The following is a 20,380-nucleotide window of genomic DNA, read 5'->3' as shown; positions in this document are numbered from 1 at the left end:
CCTAACCAAGCCTTTCCGAAAGCTCTTTGAGAAGTTCGTCGTCGCTGAAGTCGTCGTAGTCGTCAGCGCTTTCGTCGTCGGCGGCGTCGGCCACCTCCGGAATCAGCGTGGCCAGGTACTCCGACAACGCCTCGACGGTCGGGTAGTCGAACACCACCGACGCGGGCAGCGTCTCGCCGAGGCTGTCCGACAGGGCACGCTGCAGCGTCACACTCATCAGCGAGTCCATGCCGGACTGGAAGAAGCCGGCGGACGGGTCGAGCAGTTGCGCCGAGGCCAATCCCATCGCCCCGACCACCTGTGCGGTGACGTGATCGACCAGGATGCCGCGGCGCCGGGCCGGGTCGGCCGCGCGCAACGCATTCCGGAATTCGGTGCTGCGTTCAGCCGAGCTGTCGCCAGCGGCGGTGTCGGTGGCCAGCAGGTCATCCACGATGCGCAGCGCTGCCCGGGTCCGGTACGCGGCGGCTAGCAGCGGCCAGTCCGCGGCCACCACGGTCGGCCGCGACGCGGCACCGGGGCCGGTGAGCAACGACAGCGCCTGGATCGCGACATCGTCGGCCATCGGCTCCAGACCGGAAGCCAGGGTGACCTGACGCTCCTCTTCGGATTGCCCGTCGGACAACGACTTCCACAGTCCCCAGTTGATCGCGGTGGCCGCAAGTCCGGCGGCCCGGCGGGCCAGCGCGAAGGTGTCCAGGAACGTGGTGGTCGCGGTGTAGTGCGCCAGCCAGCGAGACCCGGTCAGGCCGGAGATCGACGAGAACAGCACGAACTGTTCCACCTTGTGCCGCAACGAAAGCCGGTGCAGCAGCGCAACCACGTCCAGCTTGGGCCGGAACATCGCGGTGACGTCGTCGTCGGTCATGTCCAGCAGCGTGATCGGCCCACCGCCGAATGCGGCCACATAGATCCCGGCCAGCGGCGGCAGGTCCGCGCCGAAGCGGTCGAACACCGCGCTCAAGGCGGATTCGTCCGCCGCGTCGGCGGCGGCCGTCACCACGGTGGTGCCGGAACTCGCCAGCCGGGCGGTGAGATCGTCGAGGCGCGAACCGGGATTACGCGAGACCGCGACCACGGTGCCCGCACCCGAGTCGGCGAGTTGCTGGATCAGGTGCGGCCCAATGTTTCCGGTCGCGCCGATGACCAGATAGCTGCTGGCTTTGGACAATTCAGCGGGCCCGGTCGACGGCTGGTGGGCCTGCTGAAGACGCGGAACCCGACGCAGGCCGGCCCGGTAGACGACCTGGTCCTCGTCGTCGTCGGCCTGGGCCTCGTCCACGACGTAGACGGCGGCCAGACCATCGGGCACCGACTCGTCGATGTCGATCACGCGGCCCCAGAATTCGGGGTGCTCCAGCGCCAGCGTGCGACCCAGGCCCCACAGCACCGCCTGGGACGCGATGGCGCGGTCGCCGTCGCCGACCGGTTGGGCGTTGCGGGTGAGCAGGTAAAGCTTTGGTGGCACGCCGATTTCGGCGATCGCCGCAGTCAGTCGACGCGCGGCGTTGAACAGTTCGTAGCCGTCCTCGAAATCGAACTGGCCGCCGGTCACCTTCGGCGCGTAGAGCACGTGGGTCACCCCGGCCAGCGCATCGGTGATCGCCTCCGGGTCGGCTCCCTGCGCCAGCAGCGACGTCGACTCGACCGTGGCGGCGAATTCGTCGCCGAGAACGTGGCCGATCTCATCGCCCAGTTCGGAGTCGGTGATGACCAGCCACGAGCTTTCGGCCTCGCCCTCTTTTCCGGATAGTTCGCGCGCCCCGGACAGCGGACGGGCCGGCCAGGCCAGGTCGAGGTACCACTGCGACGGAATCGGGCCGTCCACGGGCACGACCGTGTTGTCAATGGCCGCAACACTTCTGGTCGGTGTGACCGGTCGCGTATTGACCCAGAACCGGCTGTGGTGCCACGGCGTGGTCGGCAGCATCGGGTGCGGCTCGACCGGATGCGGCGTCTGCGGCGGGTGGCTGGTGTGGACGGCGTTCAGGTTGGTGTGGAACCGGACCGTGTCGTCGCCGTCGCGCCACAACGTGCCGACGCTGTGATGGTGGCTGGCAGGATCCACCGTGTCGCCGACCGCGTTGGTCAGGATCGGGTGCGCGCTGATCTCGATGAAGGTGCCGTGTTCTTCCGCCGCTGCGGCGACGGCCTGGCTGAGCAGCGCAGGCTGACGCACGTTGGACACCCAGTAATCGGCGTCCAGCATCGGCGACGCGATGCCCTCCATCACCGTCGAATAGAACGGGATTGTGGGGATCTCGGGGGTCAAATCGGCTAGCGCCGTTCGCAATTCGTCCAAGATCGGGTCCATGAACGCGGTGTGCGACGCCACCTCCATGTTGACCCGACGGGCGAACTTGTTCTGCGCGCTCACCGCGGCCACCACCGCGTCGACCGAGGCCACCGGGCCGGCGATCACCGTCTCGCGCGGCGAGATGTAGCCCGCCACACTGACTCCCGCATGGTTGGCGATCAACGCCTCGGTCGCCGCGGGGTCGAGCTTGAGCAGCGCCACCGCGCCCTGGCCGGCGAGCTTCGACATCAGTTTCGACCGGATCGCGATCACCCGCAGGCCGTCGACCACGCTCACCGCGCCGGCCACCACCGCCGCGGTGACCTCGCCCATCGAGTGGCCGATCACCGCGTCCGGGTGGACGCCATAGGACCGCCACAACTCGGTCAGCGCCAGTTGCAGGCCCATCAGCACCGGCTGGACTTGCGCATCGCCGCTGATCGCCTCGCCGTTGGCGATGATCTGCTGCAGCGAAAAGCCAACCTGCTCAACGAAAATCGGGTCCAGCTCGGCGATCGCCTCGGCGAACACCGGCTCGTCGGCCAGCAGTTGCCGGCCCATCCCGGCCCAGTGCGAACCTTGGCCGGAGAACACGAACACCGTGCCGGGGCTGCACGGCCCGTCATGCGGGCCGACTGTTCCCTCTGCACCATCGGTGTATCGGCCGTCGGCCAGCGCCTGCAACTGGGCCACTGCCTGCTCGCGGTCGCGGACGCACACGGTGGCGAACTGGGCGTGCCGCTCGCGGTGATAGTTGAGGGTGTGCGCCACGTCGGGCAGTCGCACCTCGGCGCCGGCACCCTGCAGCCACTCGGCCAGCGCGCGGGCCTGCGAGGAGATTCGCTCGTTCGACTTGCCCGACACCACCAGCGTGGTCACGGCCGGGTCGGCCTCGCGGATCACCGGCAGGGCTGGGGGCGCCTGCTCGATCACCGCGTGCGCGTTGGTGCCACCGAAACCGAACGATGACACGCCCGCCCGGCGCGGCTGGCCGGTGTGCGGCCAGTCCTGTTGCTCGGCAACCACTTTCAGACGCAGCTGGTCGAAGGGGATGTGCGGGTTGGGGGTGTGGAAGTGCAGGCTCGGCGGGATGGTGCCGGTGTGCACCGCGAGCACGGTCTTGATCAGACCGGCGATGCCGGCGGCGGCCTCGAGGTGGCCGAGGTTGGTCTTGGCGGTACCGATCAGCAGCGGCGCGTCTTCGGCGCGACCGCGTCCCAGCACCGTGCCGAGAGCGCGTGCCTCGATCGGGTCGCCGAGTGGCGTTCCGGTGCCGTGCGCCTCGACGTAGTCGACTTCTTGCGGCGCCACGCCCGCGTTGACGTAGGCCGAGCGCAGCACCGCCATCTGGGCAGCGGGGTTGGGGGCCAGCAGGCCGTTGGACCGGCCGTCCTGGTTCACCGCCGAGCCTCGCACCACTGCCAGCACCCGATCGCCGTCGCGCACGGCGTCGCTCAGGCGCTTGAGCACCACGACGCCACAGCCCTCACCACGGATGAACCCATCGGCGTCGGCGTCGAAGGCGCGGCAAGCCCCGGTGGCCGACAGCGCGCCGGTCTGGTCGAAGGCGCGGACAACCGACGGCGCCAGCATCAGGTTCACACCCGCGGCGAGCGCCACATCGGAGTCGCCGGTGCGCAGGCTCTGGCAGGCCAGGTGCAGGGCCACGATCGACGACGAGCAGGCGGTGTCGACGGTGACCGATGGTCCGCGGAAGTCCAGGAAGTACGACAGCCGGTTGGCGATGATGCTCAGTGCGCCACCGGAATTGGTCCACGCGTCGACGTTGGTGAGGTCCATGCCCGCGACATAGCCGTAGTCGGTGTAGCACGCGCCGGCGAACACCCCGGTCTGCGAGCGGCGCAGTGCACTCGGCGGGATGCCCGCGTGTTCCAGTGCCTCCCAAGCGACTTCGAGCAGCATGCGCTGCTGCGGGTCCATCTTGGCGGCCTCGCGGCTGGAGATGTCGAAGAACTCGGCGTCGAAGGCGTCGAGGTTGTCCATGTAGCCGCCGAACCGGGTGGTGTCGGCCAGCGCCGCCGCGACCTCGGGGGTGCCGTCGTCGAATGGTGCCCAGCGTTCGGCCGGCACCTCGGTGACCGCGTTGCGGCCCTCGCAGATGAACTGCCAGAACTCGTCCGGGCCGGAGATGCCGCCGGGGAGCCGGCAGCCCAGACCGATCACCGCGACCGGTTCGTCCAGGTGACCGCGGAAGGCCTCGCCCTCGGCTTCGGTGGGCAGCGACTCGACGCCGGTCAGGAACCGGGCCAGGTCGGCAATCGTCGGATGCTGCCAGAACTCGACGGGCGAGACTTTGCGGCCGAGCAGTTCGGACAGCTCACCGGAGAGCACCACGGCGTCGCGCGAACCCAGCCCTAGATCGCTCATCGGGGCGTCGAAGTCGATGTCGTACGGGCTGCAACCGACAGTGGTCACAAGGTAGTCGGCCAGCCAGTGCCGCAGCGCTTCCTCGTCATACGAGGACGTCATCAGATGCCCCTTTCGCTGCCAGCCGGTGCCGACTCCACGTGAGCGAACAGCTCACTCAACACGCCGCCGTCCGAATCGCCCAGAACGTCGATTTCGCTGTCGGATTCCGGCTGCGGAGCCAACTTTTTGGCGAGGTGCTCCGCGAGCGCCACGATAGTCGGATAGTTGAAGAGCATGGTCGCGGATAGCTCGATGCCGACGAACAACTCGGTGTCGCGCCGGACCGACATCGCCATCACCGAGTTCAGACCGTATTCCGCGAACGGCCGGTCCAGGTCGAGATCGGCCTCGGCCAGGTGCAGCTCGCGGGCCAGAATGGCCCGCAACCCGGTCTGCAGTTCGCTGCGGACCTCGTCGGCGGGCATCTCTGACCAGGCCGGGGTCGCCGCGTGCGACTCGGTACTGGAGCCAGCGGTCGCCGAAGTCGAAGCCATCGGCGCCATGACGGCTTGCGCGACGTCGTAGCGCGCGAGGTGATCCCAGGCGGCGAAGGCTTCCTCGGCGGTGATGGCCCGCGACCCGAGACGCTCGAGTTCCTGCAGCGCGATCTGGGCTTCGGCGCCGAAGCCGAGCCCGCGCCAGGCCACCCAGTCCTGGCTGACGGTGCGGCAGCCCTGCCGGTGGCGGGCCTGGGCCAAGCCGTCGAGGTAGGCGTTGGCCGCCGCGTAGGCACCCTGGCCCGGGACGCCGAAGACCGCGCCGGCCGCGGCCGTCAAGAACATGAAGTCGAGGGTGCCGGGCGGAAAAGCCTGGTGTAGGACCTGCGCCCCGGCGATCTTGGGCCAGACCGTGCGCCGCAACCGGCTTTCTTCCATCTCGGTGAACAGCTCGGCGTCGGTGATGCCGGCGCCGTGGACGACGCCGCGGATCGGCACCGCGCCCTCGTCGTCGCGTTTGGTCAGCAGCGCCCGGATGGCCTCGGGTGATCCGATGTCGAGCGCCACAGCTTCGACCACCACACCGCGGGCCTCCAGCGCGCGGACGGCGGTGATCTTCTGCGCGGTGGCGGCGTCGTTGCTGTCGCTGTCCCACTCACGGCGGGGCGGTAGCGCGGTGCGGCCGGCCAGGATCACCCGACGGGCTCCGCGCTCGGCCAGCCAACCGGCCGTCAGCAGACCGAGCGCACCCAGTCCACCGGTGATCAGGTAGGCCGCGTCCGGGCGGCAGCGCAGCGGCTCGCGCACCGGCTCGCCGGAGAGCGGCACGAGGCCCGGTGCCAGGAATTCGCCGTCGCGCAGCGCCAGGATCGACTTCGCCGGGGTCCGCAGCATCGGGGTCAATGCCGGCAGCAGCGAAGTGATCGTCGCGCCGTCCGGCAGGTCGACCAGACCGCCCCACAGCTGCGGCTGCTCGGCCCGGATGACTCCGGCGGTCCCCCACAGCGGGCTCTGCGCGACCGCGGCGTCGGAGCTGCCTTCGCGCACACCGCGGGTGATGATCCACAGCGTGGCCGGATGACTCTCGTCGCGCTCGGCCAGCCCGCGGACCAGGTCCACCAGCTCCATCGACGTCCGTACAGCAACGTCGACATGGCTTTCCCCGGAACGGGTTTCGGCGACATAGAGGACGTAGCGCGCATCGGCGGCCGCGGCTGATGAATAGCCGTCGTGGGTCAGCCCGCCGCGCAGGCCGGCGGCAATGTCGCCCTCGCCGAGCACCGCGAGGGTGTTCGGACCGCCGACGGTGTTGCCGTCGTTGCCCTCGTCGGGGGTGAACGGCTGCCAGTCGATGGCGTGCACCATCGCGGCGGGATCGTCGATACGACCGGCGGCTGCGCTGGAATCCACCGCCGCGTAACGCAGTCCGCGCACCTCGATGCAGGGGCTACCGTCCGACGCGGTCACGGTGATGTCGACGACGAGCTCGTCGTCGTCGCCGCCGCGACGGCGGACCTCGACGCGACCGCTCGGGTCGGCGAGCTCACCCTCGAACCGGACGTCGGTTACGGCGGCCGGAACCATCAGCCGCGGATTGTCACTGTCCAGCAGTCGAGCGATGTGAATAGCGGCGTCCAGCAACGCAACCGGCGAGGCTTGGGTCAGTTCGACGTCGGCCCGCAGTTCGCCGGCCTTCGATTCACACGAGACGATCGACCAACCAAACGGACGTCCTTCACTTCCCCAGGTCCGCCACAGCGACGTCACCGACTCGTCGGAGAACTGCGTGTCGGCTGAACCCGGGGCAGCCACTGCCTCCGCCAAGCCGACCGACGGGCGATCGGCGTCACGGGCGATGCGCGCCGTGGCGTGCCGGATCCAATGTTGGCCCCCGCCCTCGGAATTCGACCCCGAGGCGCTCGATGACACCGTGACGGAACCGCCGTCGGCGACCACCTGAATGACGCGTGGTTCTCCGACGACGATCGGGTACTCGAAGCGAATGTCGGACAGCGCCGATGCGTCATACTCTGCACCGGCCGCCGAAAGCGTCTGCAGCAGAATCGATATCGGGATGATCTCGACACCGTTGTTGTGGTGCGAGCCCGGGTACGGCTTGGTGGTGGACGTCAAGCGCGCCTGCCACAGGTGCGTCGGCGGTGTCGCAGCGACCGGGATATGCTGACCGAGCAGCGTGCCGCGTTGTGGCGCCGACTCGGCGGTCTTCACGAATTCCTCGGCGCTGATCCAGTGCTGAGTGTGGTGCCACGGCGCGCTCGGCAGCACCGGGTGCGGCTCGGGCGGATGCGGCACCGTCGGCGGGCGCAAGACGTGCGTGCTGTTGAGGTTGGTGTGGAAGCTGACGGTGTCATCGCCCTGGCGCGACAACGTCCCAACGCTGTGATGGTGCACCGACTCCAGCGTCTCGGTGATGGCATGGGTAAGCGTCGGGTGCGGGCTGATCTCAACGAAGGTGGCGTGTTGCGCGGAGGCGGCGGTGACGGCCTGGTGCAGCATCACCGGCTGGCGCACGTTGTCGACCCAGTAGTCGGCGCCCAGCGTCGGCGCCGCGGCCGGGTCGGCGACGGTGGAGATGAATGGAATCGTCGGCGCCTTGGGCTTCAAATCGGCCAGCGCTGAACGTAATTCGGGAAGAATGGGATCCATCAGCGCGGTGTGCGAGGCGACTTCCATCTTCACCCGTCGCGCGAAACGCTCCTGCTCGCCGACCGCGACGATCGCCGCGTCGACCTGCGCAGGCGCACCGGCGATCACGGTTTGACGCGGCGACAGGAATCCGGCCAGGCCCACCTGCGGGTAGTCAGCGAGCAGCTGCTCCGCCGCCTCGGCGTCCATCTCCAGCAGGCCCACCGCGCCCTGACCGGCCAGCCGGGCCATCAGCCGCGACCGGGTCCCGATGACACGCAGACCCTCGTCCGGGGTCAGCGCCCCGGACACCACGGCCGCGGTCACCTCCCCCATCGAATGTCCAATCACCGCATCGGGTTCCACGCCGTAGGAGCGCCACAACGCGGTCAGCGCCAACTGCAGGCCCATCAGCACCGGCTGGACCCGGGCGTCGCCGGAGACCCGCTGGCCCTCGATCAGCACCTGATGCAGCGAGAACCCCATGTGCTCGAAGAACAGCGGCTCCAACTCCTCGACCGCGGCGGCGAACGCCGGCTCGTCGACCAGCAACTGCCGGCCCATTCCGGGCCACTGCGAGCCCTGCCCCGAATACACGAAAACGGTTCCGGGCTTGCACAATCCCTCGTGCGGCTCGACGAGCCCGATCGCGGACTGGCCGGCCGCCAGCGCCTGCAGACCGGCAACGGCTTGGGCTCGTTCCCGCGCGACCAGCGTCGCGAAACTCTTGTGCTGAGTGCGGTGGTGGTTCAGCGTGTGGGCGACATCGACCAACGGCACCGCGGCGCCCGCACCGATCATCCAGTCGGCCAGCGTCGCGGCCGTCGAGGCGACACGCGCCGGAGTCTTGCCCGAGACCACCAGCGTGGTGGTTACCGGTTCCGGTTGCGGCGCAACAGATTCAAGTGCCGGCGCCTGCTCGATGACCACGTGGGCGTTGGTGCCACTGACCCCGAACGACGACACCCCGGCGCGGCGCACACGCCCGACGGCAGGCCAGTCCATACCGTCCGCGGCGATGGTGAAGTCCGACGCTCCCTCAACGGCGTTGGGCGTCAGCGCGGTGAAGTGCAGATGGCGTGGAATGTAGCCGCGCTGCACGGTGAGCACGGTCTTGATGAGACCGGCGATGCCGGCGGCCGACTCCAGGTGGCCGAGGTTGGTCTTGACCGACCCCAGCACCAACGGAGCCGAGCCGCTGCGTTCGCCGAAAACCTGGTGTAGCGCTCCTAATTCGATCGGATCGCCCAGCGCGGTACCGGTGCCGTGGGCCTCGATGTAATCGATGTCCGAGGGCTCGAGTCGAGCCGCGGCCAGCGCCGCCCGCAGCACCGCCTGCTGGGCAGGCCCACTGGGCACGGTCTGGCCGCTGCTGGGCCCGTCCTGGTTGACCGCCGACCCGCGCACCACGGCCAGCACCGAATCACCGTCGCGCACTGCGTCACTGAGCCGTTTGAGCACCACGACGCCGCAGCCCTCGCTGCGCACGTAGCCGTCGGCGCTGGCGTCGAAAGTCTTGCAGCGTCCGTCGGGAGCCAGCATCCCCCACCGCGAGGTGGCGATGCTGTTCTCCGGGCTCAGCATCAAGTTGACTCCGGCCACCAGCGCCTGGTCGCTCTCGCGCCGGCGCAGGCTCTGACAGGCCAAGTGCACGGTGACCAGCGACGACGAGCAGGCGGTGTCGAGCACGACCGCGGGGCCGTGCGCACCCAGGAAGTAGGACAGGCGTCCGGCAGCGAAGTTCGCCGCGTTACCGAACGGCACGTGTGGGTCGACGTGTTCCGGCGGCAGCCGACTGGACAGGCTCAGCCCGTAATCGTGTGTCGTCATGCCGACGAACACCGAGGTCTGGGTGCCGCGGATCTCGGGCGCGGTGATGCCCGCGTTTTCTAGTGCCTCCCAAGTGACTTCGAGCAACAGCCGCTGCTGGGGATCCATCGCCGCGGCCTCGCGTGGTGAGATCCCGAAGAAGTCGGCGTCGAACTCGTCGGGACGCCAGGAGGTGAGGAATCCACCCTCCTTGCTGACGATCGTGCCGGGGATGGAGTGGTCCTCGGCGAAGAAGGCGTCGGCGTCCCAGCGCCCGGCCGGAACTCCGACAATGCCGCTCTCGCCGTCCTGCAGCATCCGCCAGAATTGATCGGGGCTGTCTGCTCCACCCGGGAGCCGGCAACCTATCCCTACTACCGCGATGGGTTCGGTGTCGCCTTGTTCGGCGATGTGCAGCCGCGCTGTCAGGTCGTCGATCTTGCGCAACGCCTCGGTGATGATGGCCCGACGGTCCGACGGTGCAGCAGTCATCGCGCTCCCCCCGGTCTGTCGGAAAGTTGTTGTTGTTTTACACCGTGTGCGAGAGACGCCGCGCCGCCCACCGATGTCATCCGGGCGTGTCCAGTCGGTTCGCCTCGTCGCGCCCACAACGTTCCACCCAGCCGAAGTGACTGATGTTACCGTCACTCGGCTGTTGCCGAACGCACCCCCCCTGCACAGCGGGCATTGAGAATTCTAAAGAAGACACTGGCTTTACTCCCGCTGCGGTGTAAAGCCGTCCGGGCCCCGCTAAGCAGTGGAATCCAGACGGCTGAAGTCGTCCTGCTGGTAGACCTCAACACACGACGAACGGCGGATCTTCCCGCTGGTGGTGATCGGAATCGACCCCGGCGGAACCAGCACGAGGTCAGCCACCCGCAGCCCATGCGACTTCGAAATGGCCGACGTGACTTGGGCTTTCACATCGCGGAGACGGTTCTGCATCTCCTGGGAGTTGCCCTTGTCTTTCATCTCGGCGATCACGATCAGGCGCTCGGTGCGACCGTCCTCGATGGAGATCGCCGCGACCCGGCCGCCGCTGATCTCCTGGGTGGTGGCCTCGATGTCGTCGGGGTAGTGGTTACGCCCGTCGACGATCAGCAGGTCCTTGATCCGGCCGATGATGTACAGCTCGCCGTCGTGGATGGTGCCAAGGTCGCCGGTACGCAGCCACGGGCCCAGCGGAGTGCCGCTCGACGGGTCGACCAGCTGACCACCGAAGGCCTTCTGGGTCTGCTGCGGCTTGCGCCAGTAACCGGCGGCGATGTTATCGCCATGGAGCCAGATTTCGCCGACCATGCCGGCCGGGTTTTCGACCCGGGTCTCCGGGTCGACGATGCGAATGGTCGACGCGCGCGGGATGCCGACGCTGACCAGTTCGACTCCGGTCTCGTTGTCGCAGGCCTCCGCGTGGCCGGCGGACAGCTTCTCGTAGTCGAAAATGGCGACCGTCGGAGCGCGGTTCGGGCCGGACGAGTTCACGTAGACCATCGCCTCGGCCAGGCCGTACGACGGCTTCAGCGAGCTGGCCGGGAAGCCGAACTGCGCGAAGCGGTCGGTGAAACGCCGGATGGTGGCCGCGTGCACGCGCTCACTGCCGGACAGGATCGTGTGCACGCCGGACAGGTCGAGCCCGACCATGTCCTCGTCGGTGGTCCGCCGCGCGGCCAGCTCGAAGGCGAAGTTCGGCACCGCGGTGAAGACGCGAGTGTTGTTCGCCATCTCCTGGATCCAACGCGCGGGACGCTGCAAGAACGCCATCGGGCTCATCAGCACCGAGTGCAGGCCCATGGTCAGCGCTCCGGTGACGCCCAGTAGCAAACCCATGTCGTGGTAGACGGGCAGCCAGGACAGCAGCGTGGTGTCGGACGGCGGCACTGCTCCCTCGGCCTCGAAGTAGTCCTCCCGCACCTGCTGGCAGTTGGCCAGGATGTTCTTGTGCGTGACCACGACGCCCTTCGGCTGACGCGTCGAGCCGGAGGTGTACTGCAGCACCGCGTTCTTGGTCCGCGGGGCCGGCGGGATTTGGAAGTCCGGCACCGCGTCGAGGTCGAGACTGTCGACCTCGATCAGCGCCGGGGCCTTGCCGGGCAGCGAGCGGGCGTTGCCGACGACGTCGTCGACGACCGACGAGATGGTCAGCAAAACGGTGGGAGCGCAATCCTGCAACGCAGCCGAGGCCCGCTCGTCGTGGGCGCCGAACTGCGGTACGGGAAGCGGCACCGCAACCAACCCGGCCTCCAGCGCTCCGTAGAACGCAACGATGTACTCCAGGCCCTGCGGCGCGAGGATGGCGGCGCGGTCCCCCGGCGCGCCGACGGTGGCGATTTCCGCGGCCAGCGCTTGCACGCGACCGTAGAGCTCAGACCACGTGAGGGTCTGGCGATAGCCGGCCGGGTCGACGTCGTAGTCGACGTACGTATAGGCCGGTGCGTCTGGTTGCTGCCGCGCCCATTCCCGCAGTACCACGGCAATTGAGGCTTCCGTAACTGCCATCGGGACACCACCCCTCAAAGATCTAGAGCCCCGGACAACAACTAGACGGGCGCTTGTGATGCAGGAGATTAACAGGGGCAACGCACTTCTCGGACCAAAAACCCAAGAATGTAAGACGCGCGCCAAACGGATGGGCCGTTCCCATCAGCGTCATTGCTGAGACTATAGGTTTGCTATCTGGGTCGCTTCCGGAGGTATCCACTCCCCAGTCACGACAGGCCGACCTTACCGGACGGTTAGTTGAAACGCACGACGCCGAATAATTAACTCCTTTGCGGGCTCTTTTGCGTGGTGGCGGCGGTGCTGGAGGTTCAGGGACCACTCGGCCGCGGGCGAGGAGGCGCCGACGCGCCGGCGCGACTCGTGAGACGCCTGCGGCGCCTGTGAAACCTCCGCCGAAGAGGGGGTTTGCTGTGTTTCGCCGCACTGGCACCGTGATGTGGCGTTATTCACTTTTTTCGAAGATCCCCCAGTTGGGCACCCGTGGAGACCCGGATCCGGCACCCGAGGGCCCCGCCGTCCAGGTTATCGGTGGTCACGTCCAATTGTTTGGCTGTTTAAGGATTTCGACGATTGAATACGTACAGAAAATTGACAGGAATCGATTTAATTGGGGAAGTAGCTCAACCTCTACAAGAGGACAAGATCTTGGGTTCGATGTCGCCTACCAACTCGGTGATGTGTTCGGTCAGATAAAAATGGTGACCGGGAAAAACTTTCATCGTGAACTGTGAAGTTGTGCGTTCAACCCAAGGCTGAACCTTCTCCGGGGTCGCGACTTCGTCGTCATCACCCAAGAACGCCGAGATCGGGCAGGAGAGCTTCTCGCCCGGCGGACAATCGTATTTCGAGATCGCCTTGAGGCCCCGAAGCGTCGGCAGGATCGCGGCCGCGAATTCCTCGTTTTCCAAAAACTCCGGATCAACCCCCGTCATCTCGCTCACCGCGTCCAGCAGTCCACGGTCGGATTCGGGCACATGCTCGTAGCCCACGTGGCCCGGTGCGGCGACGGCCGAGACGAACAGTGCAGCAATCGGACTGCCTGCCAGCTCGAATCGGCGCGCGACCTCAAAGGCCAGCAGCCCGCCCATGCTGTGGCCGAAGAAGGCGATTTTCTCGTCCGCGTCCTGAGGCGGCTTGATCATCTGGCAAACCTTGTCGGCCAGATCACCGATCGTGGTGAAAGACCCGAGGTCGTGATTACCACCGCGCCCGGGATACCTGACGGCGACACGTTTTATATCGCTGGCAAAGGCTTTGGCAAAGGGGACGTAAAACTCGGCCGATCCCCCTGCGTGCGGAAAGATGTAAAGCTTTGGTGGCTGCCCGGTCACGCGGCAACGATACAGTCCCCCACGTGCAGGTCCCGCCGCGACGCGACGGCGGCATGTTCCGACGGCCGATGAGCTAACGCCGTTCACACAACCAAATGAAGACCTGTGAAAAAGCAAAGAGAAAACTGAGCCGTTTCCGGTCGAACGGTTTCCCGATTCGGCTATCGCCAAAGGCGAAAAAGCCTTAGGATTTCAACGCCATCATGTGTGGCGATCGCTCTAGGGGAGGTCAATCCAAACGCCCCGATCTGAAGTAGTGTTCAGCTTCAGAGTCGGTGCGGTTGTTGGAGGAGGTTGGAAAGTGTTCGTAACCACACAGCCAGACGTGTTGCAGGGGGCTGCAGGCACGCTGTCCGGAATCGGCGACGCGATGATCGCTCAGAACTCGGCCGCGGCTGGGCCGACGACGTCCTTGGCCCCGGCGGCTTCGGATCTCGTCTCGGCGATGACGGCCGCGCAGTTCGGCACGCACGGCGCGACGTACCAGCAGATCGCCGCGCAGGCCGCAGAGGTGCACGAGCAGTTGGTGGCCGCGCTGCGCTCCGGCGCCGGCGCGTACGCGTTGACCGAAGCGGCCAACGCGGCTGCGTCCGGCTAGGCGGGGCGTAGGTCGATGAGCTTCTCGCTGATACCTCCCGAGATCAACTCTGCGCTGATGTACCAGGGCGCGGGGTCCGCTCCGTTGTTGGAGGCCGCGACGGCGTGGGACGGGCTGGCCGCCGATCTGGAGGCCACCGCCACGCAATACCAGACCGCGATCACCAACCTGACCACCGGAACGTGGCTCGGACCGTCGTCGACGCACATGGCCGCGGCGGCTGAGCCGTACATCGCCTGGCTGCAGAGCACCGCGGCCGAAGCCGCCCAGACCGGGGCCCAGGCCAAGGCTGCTGCCGGCGCCTACACGACGGCGTACGCATCGATGGTTCCGCCGCCGCTGATCTCGGCCAACCGCGCCGAGTTGGCCACGCTGGTTTCCAACAACTTCCTCGGCCAGAACACCGGCGCGATCGCCCAGAACGAGGCCGAGTACCTGGATATGTGGATCCAGGACGCCTTGGGCATGGACACCTACCAGCAGGCATCGACTGGTGCCTCCGGCGCCCTGCCCGCGCAGACGGTCGCACCGCTGGTGACGAGCGGCTCCCAGGCCGCGGCGCCCGCAGCGGCCGCGGCCGACAGCAGCACCGACTCGCTGACCATCGGCGCCATCAACGCCCTTGCGGACTTGTTCGGCTACGGAGCCGCCGGGTCGACGGGTCAAACCGCGCTGACGTCGTTGGCCGATCTGCCGACCTTCCTCCCGACCGTCGCCACAGCGATCGCCGCTAACCCTTCCGCCGCATTGCTTCCCGTGCAGGCGACGTACTACATGGGCATGCTGGGCAGCACGCCCGCTCGTATGTTCATGAGCGGCGGCGGCAGCAGCGGCGCCGGCGTCAGCGGCGACACCCTGGTCGGCATGAAGGACTCGCTGCTGGGCAACGTCAGCAAGCTGATCGACGACAAGGCCTCGACCGTGATGAGCGGCGTCAGCGGCCAACTCGGCAAATGGGGTGCCGGCATCCAGGCCGGGATCCAGGCGCAGATGGCCAACGCGATGCACGCGGGCGGGCTGTCGGTACCGCACGCGTGGCACACCGGTGCGGAAGGCGGCCTGGACCGCGCCGCCCCGCTGCTGCCGTCGACCAGCGTCGCGCCGCCGAGCCTGATGCACGGCCTGCCCACCAGCCCGTTCTCGCAAGGGTTGATGGGCGCGCTGGCCGGACGCGGTATGAGCACCGTGGGCTCGCGTGTCGCCGCCAAGGTGATGCCGCGCTCGCCCGCCGGCGGATAAAATCCTCACAACGCAGTGACCAGCTAACACGCCCCGATAGGAGAACAACATGCCCACACGCTTCATGACCGACCCGCACGAGATGCGGTCGATGGCGGGACGTTTCGACGTGCACGCCCAGACTGTCGAGGACGAGGCCCGCAAGATGTGGGCGTCTTCGCAGAACATCGCCGGAGCTGGCTGGAGCGGTACCGCTCAGATGACGTCGCACGACACCATGGGCCAGATGAACACCGCGTTCCGCAACATCGTCAACATGCTGCACGGTGTGCGTGACGGGCTGATCCGCGATGCCAACAACTACGAGGCCCAAGAGCAGGGCTCGCAGCAGATCCTGTCCAGCTAGTCGATCACCGAAACCCTGTAGGAGAACAGTCATGTCGATCAGTTACCAGTTCGGTGATGTCGACGCCCACGGCGCGATGATCCGTTCCCAGGCCGCTTCCCTGGAGGCCGAGCACCAGGCCATCGTTCGCGATGTGCTGGCTGCCGGTGACTTCTGGGGCGGCTCGGGTTCCGTAGCCTGCCAGGAGTTCATCACCCAGTTGGGTCGCAACTTCCAGACCATCTACGAGCAGGCCAACAGCCACGGCCAGAAGGTGCAGACCGCTGGCAACAACATGTCGAGCACCGACTCCGCCGTCGGCTCCAGCTGGGCCTGACGCTGTAAAACTCAACTGCGTTGGCGTTGAACGTTGTTCGAGGCGCCGGCAGCGCCCGCACCACGCGGGCCTGTTGGCGTTTTGGTGTGTAACAGCCGCTCGTGGCTAAGGAGTTAGTCACCACGAGCCACAGCAGCACCGACAGCTGGCTGCCGCTCTTTTGTAAAACGCGGTCACGCGCGATATCAGCCCGGCCGTGATATCTCCAGTGGTCACAAACCAAAACGTGTGCCGCCGTCCTCAGCGGCGGATGCGAGGGTCGTGTCTCGTCGTCGGGACCACCCGCGCGAGGGCGATACCGCCGGTACCGGCTAGCCTGGACAACAATGACGTGACGAGGAGTGTCCATGGACGGCTTTGCCGGAAAAGTTGCCGCAGTGACCGGCGCCGGATCGGGAATCGGCCAGGCACTGGCCCTCGAGCTCGGCCGCTCGGGCGCCTCGCTGGCGATCAGCGATGTCGACCTCGAAGGGCTCGCGAAAACCCGGGAACAGCTCGAGGCCATCGGCGCCCCAGTCCGCAGCGACCGCCTCGACGTCACCGAGCGTGAGGCTTTCCAGGTCTACGCCGATCACATCAAGGACCACTTCGGCAAGGTCAACCAGATCTACAACAATGCCGGAATCGCCTACACCGGCGACGTCGACATCACCGCGTTCAAGGACATCGAGCGGGTGATGGACGTCGACTTCTGGGGAGTTGTCAACGGCACCAAGGCTTTTCTGCCTCATCTGGTCGCCTCCGGCGACGGCCACGTCGTCAACATCTCCAGCCTGTTCGGGATGCTGTCCATCCCCGGGCAGGCCGCGTACAACTCGGCCAAGTTCGCGGTCCGCGGCTTCACCGAGGCGTTACGCCAGGAGATGGTGTTCAACCGCGAGCCGGTCAAGGTGACATCGATCCACCCCGGCGGGATCAAGACCGCGATCGCCCGCAACGGCCTGACCGCCGAGGGCGTGGATCCCGCTGCGCAGTCGAAAGTCTTCGACAAGCGACTGGCCTCCACCACCCCGCAACGAGCGGCGGAAATCATTTTGGACGGCGTTCGCAAGAACAAGGCCCGGGTGCTGGTCGGCCAGGACGCCGTCATCATCGACCTGCTTGTGCGGATCACCGGTTCGAACTACCAGAAGCTTTTCGCCCCCGTCATCCGCCGGATCAAACCGGCGTCGCGCTAGGGTCTGCATCGTCGTCAGCGGTGCCGTTTGCGCTGCTCCTCCCCAGACCGTTCCGGTCTGCATCGTCGTCAGCGGCCGAGCGGGTGTTCGTTCAGCCAGGCGTCGGCCACCGCCTGCGGATCGGCCCCGGCGGTCACCAGGCGGCGCATGTCGACCAGCGCGGCGGTGTCCAGCACGCCGGCCACCTCGTTGATCGCCAGCAACTGACGATCGGTCAACTCGTTGCGACGGTAGAGCGGCACCACGTTCTCGGCCTGCACCAGCGCCGGCTTGCCGTCGGTCAGCACCACCAGATCGGCGGGCACGTTCGGGTCCGCCGTTGTGGTCCAGGCCGCCGTCACCTCGCCGGACCTCACAGCCGCGAAAAGCGCTGCATCGTCGCTGAATTCGTGACCGGCAGATAGTCGGCAGCCGCCGATCGCCGCGGGTGTCCGGGCGCCGGGGATCGATCCGACGGTCAGTCCGTCGCAGTGCTTGGCCAAAACGCCGAGATCACTTCCGCCCCAATCCTTCGACGTGGACCCGGCCACCGCCAGCGCGGGCTTGTCCTCGGCGGCGGTGGCGTAATCGCCGGCCGCGATGCCCTCCGGCAACGCGCCGATCATCGTCTTGTAGACCTGCGCGTCGGAGCGCACGTTGGCCCCCGGCTGGAACGCCTGCAACACCCGTCCGGTGAGGCTGGGGACGACGACAAACGCGCCGGAGTCCAACTTGGACAGTGGATCTGGCGCCTGCTCGGTATGCGTCGGAAAACCATACGACCGCAACGCCCCGGTGTAGACGTCCGCCAGCAGCGTCGACTCGACACCGGCGCGGGATCCGACCACCAAGTCGGCTGGGTGATGTGCGGTGCGGTGGCCACAACCCGCCGTCGCCAGCGCAGCGGTCAGCGCCAGCGCAGGGAGTCGGCCGGCCGTCACTCCGCGGTGTCTGCCGCCGCGGCAACCGCGGCGGCAACCGCCGGCTCGACCCGGGGATCGAGCGGACTCGGAACGATTCGGTCGTTCGCCAGGTCATCGGCGGCGATGGCGTAAATAGCCTCGGCCGCAGCGATTTTCATCTCGTCGGTGATCCGGCGGGCACCGGCGTCCAGCGCTCCGCGGAACACGCCTGGGAAGGCCAGCACGTTGTTGATCTGGTTCGGGAAGTCGCTGCGCCCGGTGGCGACGATCGCGGCGTGCTTGGCCGCCACGTCCGGGTGGACCTCCGGGTCGGGGTTCGACAGCGCGAACACGATGCTGTTGGACGCCATGGTGGCGATCAGTTCCTCGGGCACCACACCGCCGGAGACGCCGAGGAAGACGTCGGCGCCTTCGAGCGCCTCGACCATGCCACCGGTGCGGTCGTGCGGGTTGGTGCGCGCGGCGAGTTCGGCTTTGACGTCGTTCATGCCGGCCCGGTCGCGGTGCAGGACGCCTTGGGAGTCGAGCACGGTGATGTCCGAAATGCCCCTGGCCTGAAGAAGATTAGCGCATGCCACGCCCGCTGCCCCGGCGCCGGAGACGACGACCCGCAACGTGGTCATGTCACGGTCGAGCGCGGTGGCAGCCCCCATCAGCGCGGCCAGCACCACGATCGCCGTGCCGTGCTGGTCGTCGTGCATCACCGGGCAGTCCAGCGCCTCGACGACGCGGCGCTCGATCTCGAAGCAGCGCGGCGCGGAGATGTCCTCGAGGTTCACCGCACCAAATGTCGGGCGCAGCCTGACCAGCGTCTCGACGATCTCGTCGGGGTCCTTGGTGTCCAGCACGATCGGGATGGCGTCCAGGCCGGCGAACTCTTTGAACAGCCCGCACTTGCCTTCCATCACCGGCAGCGAGGCGGCCGGCCCGATGTCGCCCAGACCGAGCACCGCGCTGCCGTCGCTGACGACCGCGACCAGTCGGCCAGACCACGTGTAGCGGGCCGCCAGCGTGTGGTCGCCGGCGATCGCACGGCTCACTTGCGCCACACCGGGGGTGTAGGCGATCGACAGCGAGCGCTGAGTGTCCAGCGCCGTCGTCAAGCCGACGGACAGTTTGCCCCCGGAGTGCGCCTCGAAGATCTCCGCATCGGTGATCGCGCCCTCGTCACTGTGGGTCTGTATCGATTCAACCAATTCAGACACGTTGCCCAGCGTAACGACTACTCATTAGTAGCCCTAATCGACGAGTGCTGCCGGCGGCTCAGATCAAGCCCAGCTCGGTGACCGCGCTGCGCTCGTCGGCCAGCTCGGCAGTCGACTTGTCGATCCGGCCACGGGAGAAGTCGTTGATGTCCAGACCCTGCACGATGCTCCAGTCGCCACCGGAGGTGGTCACCGGGAACGACGAGATCAGACCCTCCGGCACGCCGTAGGAGCCGTCGGAGATGACGGCCATCGAGACCCAGTCGTCCTTCGGCGTGCCCAGCAGCCAGTCGCGGGCCGCGTCCACGGTGGCCGACGCCGCCGAGGCGGCCGAGGAGCTGCCGCGCGCGTCGATGATCGCCGCGCCGCGCTTGGCGACGGTCGGGATGAAGTCGTCGGCGATCCACTTCTCGTCGTCGACGACCTCGGCGGCGTTCTTGCCGTTGATCTCGGCGTGGAAGATGTCCGGGTACTGGGTGGCCGAGTGGTTGCCCCAGATGGTGACCTTCTTGATGTCGGTGACCTTCGCGCCGGTCTTCTTGGCCAGCTGCGAGAGGGCCCGGTTGTGGTCCAGTCGGGTCAGCGCGGAGAACCGCTCCTTGGGAATGTCGGGAGCGTTGTTCTGCGCGATCAGCGCGTTGGTGTTGGCCGGGTTGCCGGTCACGCCGACGCGGACGTCGTCGGCGGCCACCGAGTTCAGCGCCTTGCCCTGGTCGGTGAAGATCGCGCCGTTGGCTTCCAGCAGATCGCCGCGCTCCATGCCCGGCCCACGCGGGCGGGCGCCGACGAGCAGGGCCAGGTTCACGCCGTCGAAGATCTTGTTGGGGTCGGCGCCGATCTGGACGCCGGACAGCAGCGGGAACGCGCCGTCGTCGAGCTCCATCACGACACCCTCGAGTGTCTTGAGGGCCGGCTCGATCTCCAGCAGCCGCAGCTCGATCGGACGGTCTGGGCCCAACAGCGAGCCGCTGGCCAGCCGAAACAGCAGGCTATAGCCGATCTGGCCGGCGGCTCCGGTGACGGCAACCTTCAGGGGTGCAGTGCTCACGGTCATTCGCTCCTTGCGTGGAGATCGGCAGGTGGATATCGGCCCTGGTACGCCAATCGCGTCGCGTCGAAACTAGCGCACGCAGCAGCTGGAGAAATCC

At 67.4% G+C, this 20,380-nt stretch carries 12 protein-coding genes; 5 read left to right on the top strand and 7 right to left on the bottom strand.

Features of this window, described 5'->3' with window-relative positions; genetic code table 11:
* Position 1 precedes the first annotated feature (1 nt).
* The 4 genes from ACQY5A_RS15150 to ACQY5A_RS15135 form a co-directional block, all read right to left on the bottom strand.
* Positions 2-4,786: an SDR family NAD(P)-dependent oxidoreductase gene (locus tag ACQY5A_RS15150; RefSeq protein ID WP_428341140.1), complete on the bottom strand. Its 4,785-nt coding sequence runs from the start codon at positions 4,784-4,786 to the stop codon at positions 2-4.
* On the bottom strand, positions 4,786-10,110 hold the full coding sequence (locus ACQY5A_RS15145) for a type I polyketide synthase (RefSeq protein ID WP_428341139.1): 5,325 nt from the start codon (positions 10,108-10,110) through the stop codon (positions 4,786-4,788). Before ACQY5A_RS15145 ends, ACQY5A_RS15150 begins: the two co-directional genes overlap by 1 nt.
* Before the next feature lie 258 nt (positions 10,111-10,368).
* On the bottom strand, positions 10,369-12,114 hold the full coding sequence (locus tag ACQY5A_RS15140; RefSeq protein WP_428341138.1) for an AMP-binding protein: 1,746 nt from the start codon (positions 12,112-12,114) through the stop codon (positions 10,369-10,371).
* 623 nt (positions 12,115-12,737) lie between these two features.
* The gene (locus tag ACQY5A_RS15135; protein ID WP_428341137.1) at positions 12,738-13,448 is read right to left on the bottom strand and encodes a thioesterase II family protein; all 711 of its coding nucleotides are present in this window, start codon (positions 13,446-13,448) and stop codon (positions 12,738-12,740) included.
* Positions 13,449-13,749: 301 nt separating this feature from the next.
* On the opposite strand from ACQY5A_RS15135, the gene ACQY5A_RS15130 reads away from it, so the two are divergent.
* From ACQY5A_RS15130 to ACQY5A_RS15110, 5 genes are all read left to right on the top strand, one after another.
* Positions 13,750-14,046, top strand: a complete 297-nt coding sequence (locus ACQY5A_RS15130) for a PE family protein (RefSeq protein WP_428341136.1) — start codon at positions 13,750-13,752, stop codon at positions 14,044-14,046.
* Between the two features lie 15 nt (positions 14,047-14,061).
* Positions 14,062-15,285, top strand: a complete 1,224-nt coding sequence (locus ACQY5A_RS15125) for a PPE family protein (protein ID WP_428341135.1) — start codon at positions 14,062-14,064, stop codon at positions 15,283-15,285.
* 49 nt (positions 15,286-15,334) lie between these two features.
* Positions 15,335-15,631: a WXG100 family type VII secretion target gene (locus tag ACQY5A_RS15120; protein ID WP_428339132.1), complete on the top strand. Its 297-nt coding sequence runs from the start codon at positions 15,335-15,337 to the stop codon at positions 15,629-15,631.
* A gap of 31 nt (positions 15,632-15,662) precedes the next feature.
* The gene (locus ACQY5A_RS15115) at positions 15,663-15,947 is read left to right on the top strand and encodes a WXG100 family type VII secretion target (protein WP_428341134.1); all 285 of its coding nucleotides are present in this window, start codon (positions 15,663-15,665) and stop codon (positions 15,945-15,947) included.
* Positions 15,948-16,294: 347 nt separating this feature from the next.
* Entirely contained in the window at positions 16,295-17,125 is an 831-nt protein-coding gene (locus ACQY5A_RS15110; RefSeq protein WP_428341133.1) for an SDR family NAD(P)-dependent oxidoreductase, read from the top strand.
* Between the two features lie 68 nt (positions 17,126-17,193).
* On the opposite strand, the gene ACQY5A_RS15105 is transcribed toward ACQY5A_RS15110, so the two are convergent.
* Genes ACQY5A_RS15105 through ACQY5A_RS15095 form a run of 3 tightly spaced genes read right to left on the bottom strand, consistent with a single transcriptional unit; the run spans position 17,194 to position 20,280 of the window.
* Complete coding sequence (locus ACQY5A_RS15105) at positions 17,194-18,045, bottom strand: glycine betaine ABC transporter substrate-binding protein (protein WP_428341132.1); 852 nt, start codon at positions 18,043-18,045, stop codon at positions 17,194-17,196.
* A complete protein-coding gene (locus ACQY5A_RS15100; protein ID WP_428341131.1) occupies positions 18,042-19,232 on the bottom strand; it encodes an NAD(P)-dependent malic enzyme in 1,191 nt (396 codons plus the stop codon). The genes ACQY5A_RS15105 and ACQY5A_RS15100 overlap by 4 nt, the downstream gene beginning before the upstream one ends.
* A 58-nt stretch (positions 19,233-19,290) precedes the next feature.
* Complete coding sequence (locus ACQY5A_RS15095; RefSeq protein ID WP_428341130.1) at positions 19,291-20,280, bottom strand: malate dehydrogenase; 990 nt, start codon at positions 20,278-20,280, stop codon at positions 19,291-19,293.
* Positions 20,281-20,380 lie beyond the last annotated feature (100 nt).

The organism is Mycobacterium sp. (assembly GCF_965277065.1).
In the GTDB taxonomy this organism is placed as follows: domain Bacteria; phylum Actinomycetota; class Actinomycetes; order Mycobacteriales; family Mycobacteriaceae; genus Mycobacterium.
This window is presented reverse-complemented; position numbering and strand designations above follow the sequence as displayed.